The sequence below is a fragment of the Corynebacterium sp. HMSC055G02 genome (genome assembly GCF_001809065.1).
GTDB lineage: Bacteria > Actinomycetota > Actinomycetes > Mycobacteriales > Mycobacteriaceae > Corynebacterium > Corynebacterium jeikeium_D.
In genome coordinates this window covers 197,431-208,732 of sequence record NZ_KV795672.1, presented here as the reverse complement: position 1 = coordinate 208,732, position 11,302 = coordinate 197,431, and the positions used below count along the sequence as shown (strand labels likewise).

The following is an 11,302-nucleotide window of genomic DNA, read 5'->3' as shown; positions in this document are numbered from 1 at the left end:
GGGGGGGGGGCTGCTTGCTGTGGCCGTCGTGAAGCGAAAACTTTAGCAGTCGTAGTACATTTCGTATTCCTGCGGAGTGGGGCGCAGGCGAACCGGCTCGATCTCGTTTTCGTACTTGTAGTCGATGTAGGTCTGGATGAGGTCCTCGGTGAAGACATCGCCCTCGAGCAGGAACTCGTGGTCGTTGCGCAGGGCCTCGAGTGCGGCCTCGAGAGAGGTCGGAGCCTGCGGGATGTCGGCGGCTTCCTCCGGCGGGAGCTCGTAGAGATCCTTGTCGACCGGAGCGTGCGGTTCGATGCGGTTCTTCACGCCGTCCAGTCCGGCCATCATCATGGCAGCGAAGCCAAGGTACGGGTTGCCCGACGGGTCCGGGGCGCGGAACTCGATGCGCTTTGCCTTCGGGTTGGAGCCGGTGATCGGAATGCGAACAGCGGCGGAGCGATTGCGCTGTGAGTAGACCAGGTTAATCGGAGCCTCGAAGCCCTTGACCAGGCGGTGGTAGGAGTTCAGGGTCGGGTTGGTGAAGGCCAGTACCGCACCTGCGTGGTGCAGGATGCCGCCGATGTACCAGCGAGCGATGTCCGACAGTCCTGCGTAACCGGCCTCATCGTGGAACAGCGGCTTGCCGTCCTTCCATAGCGACTGGTGAGCGTGCATGCCCGAGCCGTTGTCGCCAGCCAGCGGCTTCGGCATAAAGGTGACGGACTTGCCCTCTTCCCAGGCGGTGTTCTTGATGATGTACTTGAAGGTCTGCAGGTCGTCTGCAGCGTGCAACATCGTGTTGAACTTGTAGTTGATCTCCTGCTGGCCACCAGTGCCGACCTCGTGGTGGGCGCGCTCCAGGTCGAAGCCGGCGTCAGCGAGCTTCAGGCACATCTTGTCGCGCAGGTCCTGGTAGTGGTCGTACGGAGCGGTAGGGAAGTAGCCGCCCTTAAGACGGGTCTTGTAACCCAGGTTTGCAGAGCCGTCCGGGTTCTGGTCCTTGCCGCGGTTCCACCAGCCTTCGATGGAATCAACTTCGTAGAAGCCGCGGTTGGTGTCGGTCTCGAACTTGACGTTGTCGAAGATGTAAAACTCCGCCTCAGCGCCGAAGAAGCAGGTGTCGGCGATGCCGGTAGAGATGAGGTATTCCTCCGCCTTCTTCGCGACGTTACGCGGGTCGCGGGAGAACGGCTCGAGGGTAAACGGATCGTGGACGAAGAACTTGACGTTCAGGGTCTTTGCCTTGCGGAACGGGTCAATGCGCGCAGTGCTCAGGTCGGGTAGCAGTGCCATGTCGGACTCGTCGATGGAAGTGAAACCACGAATCGAGGAACCGTCGAATGCCAGGCCTTCGGCCATCGCGTCCTCGTCAAATGCGGATGCCGGGATGGTGAAGTGTTGCTCGATGCCGGGAACATCCGTGAAGCGGACGTCTACGAACTCGACGCCCTCTTCCTTGATATACGCGACTACTTCCTCGGGAGTTTTGAAGGACATGTGCGGTCTCCTTAGTTGGCCTTGTTTAGTACGCAGTAGGGAATTCTTGCACGATGTTTCGTGCACCTGCCGCGCTGTCAAGGACTGGCCGGTTGACGCCTTCAAGCTTAACGAACCACGCATTCATTCTGGAATTAGAACCACGAATTTCTGGCATGGTGCGTGAGAAATTCGCCAATACGGAACAGGTTACGCAAATAGGGAGCAGGTTATCTATTTGTGGAAACAAGGCAATACCCTGCGCATTCATGTCACACACGCTTTACGACGCGCCTTTAGCTCCCGTGCTGATAAGAAAATGGAAAAGGCGACGCAACATCGCCCCCGGATTACCCCCGCACGCGCTGAATGGCTGTCCCAGCCCGTGATTTGATAGCCGGATTGCTGCATTAGACTATGAACCCATGGAAGAAAAGCACAGTTGGCTAGATGGCCCTCAGATTCCGGGAGAGTTCGATAATCCGGACAAGCTCTCGGACTATCCCGGCCAGGCATTGGGTCTTGCCCCCGATGGCCCAGGATCGCAAGCGACGTTGATGCGTCGCGTCGGCGGCATTCTCATTGACTGGATTATTTCCTTGATGATTGCCGGCGCTTTTTCGATGTTCTTCGGCCCGAGCGAGGCGCAGATTGACCAGTTCGGGGATTCGTTTATCGCCTGGCAGTCATTCCTTGCGACCTATTCGCCAGTTGTCTTCCTCATTATTGGCACGGTGTCGGTTTGGCTGTTCGCCCGCACTCCGGGCCAGTGGATGATGAAGATGGGTGTCGCTCGCGTGGACAAGCCCGGCGAGCGAGTTGGCTTTGTTCGTGCCTTCTTCCGCAGCTTGCTTACTCTTTTCTTGCTGCCGCCAGCAATCACCGACTCGGATATGCGCGGCATGCACGACCGTGCCACTGGCACGGCCGTCATTTTGGGTTAGCGCTATAGCACCAACACGACCAGGACCTGGGCGAGAATAATCTTCATGATCATGGCCATTGGATACACCGTTGTGTATCCCATTGCCGGCAACTCGTTCTTGGCCTGGTCGTTGACGTATGAGAGCACTGCCGGGTGAGTCTGCAAGCCCGAGAGGATACCCGCAGTTTGGCCGAATGGAATCTTCAGCACACGGTGACCGACAATGAGGGTCAACAGTGCGGAGCTAAACGCGATGATGGCGGCAAGACCCAGAACTGTCAGTGATGCCGGGTCAGACAACGCAGCCTGGAATCCCTTACCGGCAGTGGTGCCGATACCTGCCAGGAACAGTGCTAGACCCATGGTGCGGAACGCCAGGTTGGCCGAGTAGGGGATAGGCCAGACCAACGGGCCAGTGCGACCGACAGCACCCAGAATCAGCGCCACAACCAGTGGACCACCAGCGGATCCCAGGGCGAGCGAGCTGCCGCCCGGAAGCGGAATCTTGATGAGACCCACCAAGACACCCAGCGTAAGCCCAAGGGTGAGGGGCAAGAGGTTGACGTCGGAAAGCTTCTTGTAGGAGTCGCCGAAGAACTTTGTTGCGTCCTTGATTTTCTCTGGCGGTGCAACTACGCGGACGCGATCACCAAGCTCTAGGCGCATGTTTGGCTCTGCGACGATGTCGTGGTCGCCGCGGCGAATACGCGTAATGATTATGCCGTCCATGCGAGTCTGAAGTTCCGCAATGGGTACACCGACCACGTCAGATGCAGAGACGAAGATGCGACGGAAGTCCAGGCGACCGTCGTGTGTCGGATCACCCGGCATAAGCTCGCCAATGTACTCGGCGGCACGAGCAATTTCTTCCTCTGTACCGACGACGGAAATAATATCGCCGACGGAGACAGTGTCACCCGGAGACGGAATGTAGAGGTGGCCCTTGTACTCAATGCGCGAAACCGTGATGTCCAAACCGAACTTCGACGGAAGGTCAGTGATGGAAGGCAGGTCGTCCTTGAGAATCTTGATGTCCCGAGTATGTAGCGGAAGCGCGGCGACACCTGCGTCAATAGCTTCCTGGTCGTGATCGACGCGGAAGACCTTCGACATAATACCGATAGAGGCAATCACTGCCAGCACGCCGATTGGGTAGGCCAGGGAGTAACCAATCACCGGCATATCGTGGGCAGCGGCCAGCTCGCCCTTATCCGAAATGAGGCTAGGAAGAGCATCGACGATTGCGGCCATAGCCGGGGTGTTGGTCAGGGCGCCTGTGAAGGCGCCTGCGCCCTCCACCGGGTCGATAGGCAAAAACTTGATCAGCAAGAAAGACTCGATAGTGACAACTGCGAGCACACCAATGCCGAACAGGTTGTGCTTGATACCGCGCGAGCGTAACGAGCTGAAGAACTCGGGGCCCGCCTCCAACCCGATGGTGTAGACGAATAATGCCAGGCCCACGATGTAAATCAACGGGGAGATTTGAATTTCCGGCTCAATAGTCGCGAGGATAAGGCCGACGAAGAGGACGGCAGCCACGCCAAGCTTGAAGCCGAAGATCTTGATCTGGCCAATTGCCAGGCCAAGAAACAAAATCACTAGAAGCGCTAAGAGTTCATTTTCAGCCAAGAGTTGCACATATCCCATGGTGGCACAACTAGCAGTAATCTTCATTAAGCATTGTTTCCAGCAAGGATACGACCTTTGCTGACAGCGTGATAAGTGAGAGCAATCACTTCAACAAGACATCAATAACTGTGTGTGAAGACATGGCTTTAGGCATCGTTTTAAAGCTTTAAAGCACAAAAAAAGGGGGCCCGAAAGCCCCTTTTTTCTGCTTCAACCTAGATTGCCCCTCGGCGGGTTGCCCGAGCAACCGACCCTGGTGAAACCTAGCTAAAACCTCTAGTGCTTCTTGCCGCGATTGGCGGCACGGCGCGCACGACGGTTCATGCCGGCCTGTGGGTTAGCGCCCTTCGGCATTGGACCCTTGGGCATGTTCGCGCGCGCATCGCGAATACGGTCCATCGACTGGATGCGCTCATTCAGAGCGTTGGCCTGATCCTTATTCAGGTTGCGCGGCAAACGCATGAGTTCGCGCTGCAGCTTCTTCGGCGGGACCTGGCCCTCGTCGCTACCAGCAATCATGTCGTAAATCGGCGCTTCGCCCGCAATGCGTGCCAGCGACTTCTTCTCACGAGCAATCATCTGCTTGACGCGGTTCGGATCACCTTCACCGACCAGCACAACACCGGCGTTACCAATAACACGGTGAACAGCATCCATGTGCTGATTAGCGACAACACCGGTCTTGACGTGCCAGACATAGCCAACGCCCTGACGCATATTGTCCAGCGTCCACGCCGCAGCGCCGGCCTGGCCTTCCGCCTCTGTGTAGAAGGACGCCTCAAGACGCTTAGAGAAGATGTACATCGCGACCATAAAGCCGATCGAGATACCAATAATCGTCAGAACCCAGGGCCAGACTCCACCAATGAGCAGACCAAGCAGTAACAGCAGGATAATTGGACCGAAGAAGCCCAGCGCCATGTAAGGCACGAGCTTGTTGTCCCGCGAGCGCTGCAGCTTAAACGCCTGCCACATCTGGCTACGAGTCTGCTTACGCTGAGCGCGCTTGGCGGCGCGGTTCGCCTTCTTCATTTCTTTCGCATCATTGGTCGCCATAATCACCAACTTTAGGGCATGCGATGTAGTTTTAGGCAATAGACCGCGCCGTAGCGCCGTTTCGCTTTACGACGGCGCTGCGGCCGTCGGCCTCTAGGAAGCCGGAATAGTCGAAGTGACTGGCGTATCCTCCGATGCGCCATAGCGGTCGAGCAGAGTCGAGGCTTCCTGAAGCGCGAGGTTGTTGTCGTTGTCGTCGGCAAGCGCGGACAGATGCGCAGGCAGTTCCTGACCGCGGTGCGCCAGTGCACGGGCGTAGAGTCGGCCAGCGCGGTAGGAAGAGCGGACCAGCGGGCCGGACATGACGCCGGCAAAGCCCATCTCTTCAGCGGTCTTGGAGAGTTTGACGAACTCCTCCGGCTTAACCCAACGTTCAATTGGATGGTGCAGTGGAGTGGGGCGGAGGTACTGAGTGATCGTCAGAATATCGCAGCCGGCATCGTGCAAATCCTGCATAGCGGAGATGATCTCGTCGTAGGATTCGCCCATGCCCAGGATGAGGTTGGACTTGGTAACTAGCCCAGCTTCGCGAGCGCGAGTGATGAGTTCCAAGGAACGCTCGTAGCGGAATGCGGGGCGGATGCGCTTGAAGATGCGCGGCACCGTTTCCAAGTTGTGGGCGAAAACCTCGGGCTTGGCGTCGAATACCTGCTGTGCTGCAGATTCGTCGCCACGGAAGTCATCGACAAGGAGCTCGACTCCGGTATTCGGGTTGAGTTCGTGGATCTGGCGGCAGGTCTCAGCGTAGAGCCAGGATGCACCGTCGGGCAGATCGTCGCGGGCGACACCGGTGATAGTGGCGTAACGAAGACCCATCTCGCGGACGGATTCCGCAACACGACGCGGCTCATCCTTATCCAATGGGTCGGGCTTGGCTGAGTTAATCTGGCAGAAGTCGCAGCGGCGGGTGCACTTATCGCCGCCGATGAGGAAGGTGGCCTCGCGGTCTTCCCAACATTCGTGAATGTTCGGGCAGCCAGCCTCCTGACAGACCGTGTGCAAAGAGGCACCCGAGACACGGTTTTTCATGTCCTTGTAGCTGGGGCCCGGACGAACCTGGTTGCGAATCCACCGGGGCTTGTTCTCGATAGGGGTCTCGGCATTTCGTGCCTCGACGCGCAGTAACTTACGTCCTTCTGGCTTAACAGTCACAGTTTCATCCTACTCTTTTGTTGATGAGTACTCGAATATGCCGGTGGTGGAGTTGTGCTTCACCCGGTGTGGCAGGTCCTTCGTGGGGTCGGGCGCGGAGCCGAAGGAATGGTCGGCAACGGTCAAACGGCCTTCCAAAGCATCTTGCAAATCTGCCAGAAGCGACTCTGTCATCTCTGACACGCTAACATCTCGGTCAAGCTCCCGGGATAGGGTGGTCACTCCAGCGTCGGAGATGCCACACGGGATGATGTAGTTGTAGAACTCCATAGAGTTGTCGCAGTTCAGACTGAGTCCGTGCATGGTTACACCATGGGTCACGCGGATTCCCAGTGCCGCAATCTTTCGGTCGCTCAGTCCGTTTGATGCGGGAACCCATACCCCCGAGCGGCCATCGATGCGGCCAGCAGCCGCGATGCCGGCTCGGCGAACGGTTTGAATGAGGGCTTCTTCCAGTCTGCGGACGTAGTCCACCACATCGACCGGCTGAGCGAGCTTGATGATGGGATACATCACAAGCTGGCCCGGGCCGTGCCAGGTGATGCGGCCACCGCGGTCGACATCGACGACCGGCAACCCATTGGTAGGACGGTCCTCCGGCTGGGTGCGCTTTCCTGCTGTGTAAAGACTCGGGTGCTCAAGCACGAGAACCTGATCTGGAATTAGGTCTTTCGCACGCTTGGCAGCAAGGTCTGCCTGTAGGTGCCAGGTCTCTTCGTAGTCGACAAGGCCGAGATGTTGAATCTCGATGTCGGAGCTTGATTCCCGAATGGATTTATCTGCGCGAGTAAAAGGTTTTCTTGGGGCAGTCATGGTGGCCTATAGGATACGCCGAAATTCTGTAGGCCTCAGATTACTTGTTACTTGGATAGCGCCAAACTTACTTGGATAGCGCCAGACGTAAAAATACCCCGGTGGTCACTAGAAAGTGACCGCCGGGGTAAAAGTGGCGTGCTTTTGTGGGCTTAGCCGAAGACGACGCGGAGGATGGAAACGGTGATTGCCGAGATACCTGCAGCGGCCGGAAGGGTAATAACCCAGGCCAAACCAATCGGCTTCATCAGGTTCCAGTTAGCGGCACGGTTAACGATACCGACACCGAGAACGGCACCAATCAGAATGTGGGTGGAGGAAACCGGCAGACCCAGCAGGGAAGCAATCATAACGACCACAGCAGCGGAAAGCTCTGCGGCAAAACCCGATGCTGGGTGAATCTCAGTCAGGCCGGATCCGACGGTCTTGATAACGAAGCGGCCGATAAACCACAGACCGGAGATGAGAGCGACACCCATGGTGGTCATGACTGCCAGCGGGACGCCGGACTCGGAAGAGATCTCGTTGGTACGGAGAACATCCAGAATTGCCACGAACGGGCCAAGCGCGTTAGCGATGTCGTTCGAGCCGTGGGAGAAAGCGAACGCAGCAGCGGTGAAGACCTGCATCCAGCTGAACAGCAGGAAGGTGGAACGATCCAAATCCTGACGCTTCAAAGTACGCGCGAAGATGTAAACGGCAAGCCACACTGCGGTGGCGATCATGCCCATAATCAGGAAGTTGTCCAGGCTGGAAAGCCCTAGGTGAAGGTTCTTCAGACCCTTGAACAGCATCATCGCGGAGATGACAATAGAGCCCAGGGCTGCTAGACCCGGAACCCAAGCTTCCAGCGCACGGTGAGCGCGGACATCATCAACCTTGGATTCGATGTGGACGAGCTTGCGGAAGTACTCAGACTCCAGGTCATCCGGAGTCCAGTCGTTGTCACGCATCGTCGTAGCGTCGCGAAGCATCGCGTTGGTGTACGAGATCTGATCGTGCTCAGGGAGCTTTTCGAAGTCGTCGCGGTGCTGCGCCTTGAGGTCCGCCTTTTCCTGGTGGATGGCCTGCAGCTGCTTGGAAGCCTTGTCGTTGTAGACGAGAATCGAGTTCTTAATGCCGCCGAACAGGAGGAACGCGACCAAACCGCCGAGGAGCGGAGAGAGGACCCAGGAAACGGCGATCTGACCAATCTGATCCCACTGGACCATGCTCCAGCCACCCTTGCCGGTGATGAAACCGACCGTCAGTGCGGCACCGACGATACCGCCGACGATGGAGTGGGTAGTGGAGACTGGCCAACCCATGCGGGTGGCAACGAGGAGCCACACTGCCGCGCCGAGAAGCGCGGACATCATGATGAAGGCGAACTCCATCGGGTCCAAACCGTGGATTGCGTTCAGGTCCACAATGCCGGAACGGACGGTGTCAGTAACCTCGCCACCAGCGAGGACGGCGCCCGAAACCTCAAAGACTGAAGCGACAACAAGCGCCTGCTTCATGCTCAGGGTGCCGGCACCGACTGAAGTACCGAAGGAGTTAGCAACGTCGTTACCGCCGATGTTGAACGCCATGAAGACGGCGAACGCGATGGTAATCAGAAGGATTGCCGTATTTGCCTGCGGGCCCACAAAGTCATAAGCCCAGAAGACAAAAATTACGATGTTGATTGCGAGAAGCCCGCCGAAGAAGAGGTGCCACCACTTATCTGAGGAGCTCGATTGCTCAGATGATGTGGTCCCGGTCGACGAACTAGTATTCGCTGGAGCCGAGGACATGCTCCACCTTTCTAAGTTACGTACAGAGAGCAAAAATAGGCACGCCAAAGAAGCCTGCTGTCTAATGATTTCTTAGATTGGTAAAGGCTAATTGCTAACTAGGTGACGGCGAGGTTAACAAATAATGAATTTAATTATCGCTATCTTCAGCTCTCGTCGGTGTAGCTGAAAGCGATAGCCGGAACTGTGTGCGGGGGTGTGTGGTGTTCTCGCATTTCGGCAGGACAAAAAGTATGCGCATTTGCTACTTGCAGCTTTGCTTTCGGTTCGACCCTCCCGCTGTCTGCTAATGGCTTAACGGCGCAATAACAGCACGTTAATTCTTTGTGCCGATGGAGCCTTTGCTAGCTATGTGTGGCTACGTGAAATCTGAGCACTAGCCAAGAATAGGGGGCCTGCGCATTTGAAGGAATCGCTGATTAGGTTCAACTGCGGGACGAATGCGGCAAAAGAAATACCCGCGTCAGCCGCAAAGTGCGACTAACGCGGGCAGGGAAGAGGCAGAACCTCCTGCTAGCAAGCCAGCTAGATTCCCGCGGCGCTACTACCCCAGGAGGGGAGCAAGCTGCTTAGAGCTGCAGATCCGATTCGAAGTTAGCAACCTCGAGGCGGTCAACAACGGTCGTCATGAAGCGACCTGCATCAGCGCCGTCGATCAGGCGGTGATCGTAGGTAATTGGCAGGAAGACCATGGCGCGAATACCAATGGCATCTGCCTCATTCTCGGTGACGACTACTGCGCGCTTCTTAATCGCGCCGGTGCCGACCATTGCGGCCTGCGGCGGAACCAGAATCGGAGTGTCGGTCAGAGCGCCCTCGGAGCCGATGTTGGTAATGGTGAAGGTGCCGCCGGACAGGTCGTTCGGGGTCAGCTTGTTGTTGCGAGCGCGGTCTGCGATGTCCGCAATAGCAGCAGCCAGCTCCGGCAGGGACATATCCTGAGCGTTGTGGATGACCGGGGAGAGCAAACCACGCTCGGTATCGACAGCGATACCCAGGTTGACCTGCTCGTGGTAGGTAATCTCCTTGGTCTCTTCGTTCCAGGAAGCGTTGACGTTCGGGTGGCTGACCAGAGCCTCAACGATTGCCTTTGCAAAGAATGGCAGGAAGGTCAGCTTTGCGCCGTGCTTCTTCTCGAACTCAGCCTTCTTAGTAGCGCGCAAATCCCAGATGGCAGTCATATCGGCCTCGTGGACCTGGGTCAGCTGTGCGGAAGTCTGCAGAGACTCGAGGGTCTTGGCAGCGGTGATCTCGCGGATGCGGTTGACACGCTGGGTGGTGCCGCGCAGCTCAGCGAGCTCAGGGCGAACGCCCTTGGTGGACCAGTTGGAGCCGGACTCAGCAGTAGTCTCCTGGCCGCCCTCGGCAGCGCGCAGAACATCCTGCTTACGAATGCGGCCGCCGATTCCAGAGCCCTCGACCTTAGTCAGGTCAACGCCGTGCTTGTCAGCCAGCTTGCGGACCAGCGGGGTGACGTAAGGAACGTCCTTGTTAGCGGAAGGCTTGGATTCAGCCTTCGGAGCCTCAGCCTTCGGAGTCTCCTTCTTCGGCTCTTCCTTCTTTGGCTCCGGCTTGGACTCTGCCTTTGGCTCTTCCTTCTTTGGCTCCGGCTTGGATTCAGCCTTTGGAGCTTCCTTCTTCGGTGCAGCCTTCTTTGGCTGGCCACTGCCAACGCGAGCGATGACCTCGCCGACGTCAACGGTGTCGTCTTCGTCGTAGAGGACCTCGAGCAGGGTGCCTGCGACTGGGGAAGGAATTTCGGTGTCGACCTTGTCGGTGGAAACCTCGAGCAACGGTTCGTCGACCTCGACGGTGTCGCCGACCTTCTTCAGCCAGGTGGTGATGGTGCCTTCGGTGACGGATTCGCCGAGCTCCGGCATCTCAACGTCAGTAGCGTCGCCAGCGTCAACGTCAGTGGAGTCTTCCTCAGTCTCCTCGTTAGCCTTTACTGGCTCCTCGTCCTTCTCGACTGCGGCAGATGCCTCCTCGGCCTCTTCCTTGGCGGCTGGAGCAGCGTCTGCATTGCCAACGCGAGCGATGACCTCGCCGACGTCAACGGTGTCGTCTTCGTCGTAGAGGACCTCGAGCAGGGTGCCTGCGACTGGGGAAGGAATTTCGGTGTCGACCTTGTCGGTGGAAACCTCGAGCAACGGTTCGTCGACCTCGACGGTGTCGCCGACCTTCTTCAGCCAGGTGGTGATGGTTCCTTCGGTGACGGACTCGCCGAGCTCCGGCATCTCAACATCAGTAGCGGAACCGGAGGCAGCCTTCGGTGCTTCCTTCTTTGGCTCTTCAGCGTCTTCCTTCGGAGCCTCTTCCTCGGTCTCCTCAGCGGAATCGTCAGCGCCTTCCGGCTCTTCGCCCGGCTCGCCGACCTTTGCGATGACCTCGCCAACATCGACGGTGTCGTCTTCTTCAAAGAGAATCTCGGTGAGAACACCGGCGACCGGAGATGGAATTTCGGTGTCGACCTTGTCGGTGGAAACCT

The 11,302-nt window shown here is 57.6% G+C and carries 8 protein-coding genes; 1 reads left to right on the top strand and 7 read right to left on the bottom strand.

The features are described from left to right. Positions 1-42: 42 nt before the first annotated feature. On the bottom strand, positions 43-1,479 hold the full coding sequence (gene glnA / locus HMPREF2547_RS09500) for a type I glutamate--ammonia ligase (RefSeq protein ID WP_048732575.1): 1,437 nt from the start codon (positions 1,477-1,479) through the stop codon (positions 43-45). A gap of 404 nt (positions 1,480-1,883) precedes the next feature. On the opposite strand from glnA, the gene HMPREF2547_RS09495 reads away from it, so the two are divergent. After that, positions 1,884-2,402: an RDD family protein gene (locus tag HMPREF2547_RS09495; protein ID WP_016423046.1), complete on the top strand. Its 519-nt coding sequence runs from the start codon at positions 1,884-1,886 to the stop codon at positions 2,400-2,402. A 2-nt stretch (positions 2,403-2,404) separates the two neighbouring features. Here the strand turns inward: HMPREF2547_RS09495 and HMPREF2547_RS09490 are convergent, their stop codons facing one another. The 6 genes from HMPREF2547_RS09490 to sucB all read right to left on the bottom strand — a co-directional run. Beyond that, positions 2,405-4,024: an aspartate:alanine exchanger family transporter gene (locus tag HMPREF2547_RS09490; RefSeq protein ID WP_172954657.1), complete on the bottom strand. Its 1,620-nt coding sequence runs from the start codon at positions 4,022-4,024 to the stop codon at positions 2,405-2,407. A gap of 267 nt (positions 4,025-4,291) precedes the next feature. After that, positions 4,292-5,071 (bottom strand): DUF4191 domain-containing protein, encoded by a 780-nt coding sequence (locus tag HMPREF2547_RS09485; RefSeq protein WP_005511046.1) that lies wholly within the window; start codon positions 5,069-5,071, stop codon positions 4,292-4,294. 93 nt (positions 5,072-5,164) lie between these two features. Continuing rightward, entirely contained in the window at positions 5,165-6,223 is a 1,059-nt protein-coding gene (gene lipA, locus HMPREF2547_RS09480; RefSeq protein WP_016423044.1) for a lipoyl synthase, read from the bottom strand. A 9-nt stretch (positions 6,224-6,232) separates the two neighbouring features. Continuing rightward, complete coding sequence (gene lipB, locus HMPREF2547_RS09475) at positions 6,233-7,036, bottom strand: lipoyl(octanoyl) transferase LipB (protein ID WP_048732570.1); 804 nt, start codon at positions 7,034-7,036, stop codon at positions 6,233-6,235. Between the two features lie 152 nt (positions 7,037-7,188). Further along, positions 7,189-8,814, bottom strand: coding sequence for an inorganic phosphate transporter (locus HMPREF2547_RS09470; RefSeq protein ID WP_016423042.1), 1,626 nt, complete (start codon positions 8,812-8,814; stop codon positions 7,189-7,191). 569 nt (positions 8,815-9,383) lie between these two features. After that, the coding region (gene sucB / locus HMPREF2547_RS09465) for a 2-oxoglutarate dehydrogenase, E2 component, dihydrolipoamide succinyltransferase (RefSeq protein WP_083296887.1) at positions 9,384-11,302 on the bottom strand (1,919 nt) is incomplete at its 5' end.

Coding starts and splice junctions, on each gene's coding strand:
- HMPREF2547_RS09485 (WP_005511046.1), bottom strand. CDS start 5,071: ATGGCGACCAATGATGCGAAAGAAATGAAGAAGGCGAACCGCGCCGCC.
- HMPREF2547_RS09495 (WP_016423046.1), top strand. CDS start 1,884: ATGGAAGAAAAGCACAGTTGGCTAGATGGCCCTCAGATTCCGGGAGAG.
- HMPREF2547_RS09470 (WP_016423042.1), bottom strand. CDS start 8,814: ATGTCCTCGGCTCCAGCGAATACTAGTTCGTCGACCGGGACCACATCA.
- lipB (WP_048732570.1), bottom strand. CDS start 7,036: ATGACTGCCCCAAGAAAACCTTTTACTCGCGCAGATAAATCCATTCGG.
- glnA (WP_048732575.1), bottom strand. CDS start 1,479: ATGTCCTTCAAAACTCCCGAGGAAGTAGTCGCGTATATCAAGGAAGAG.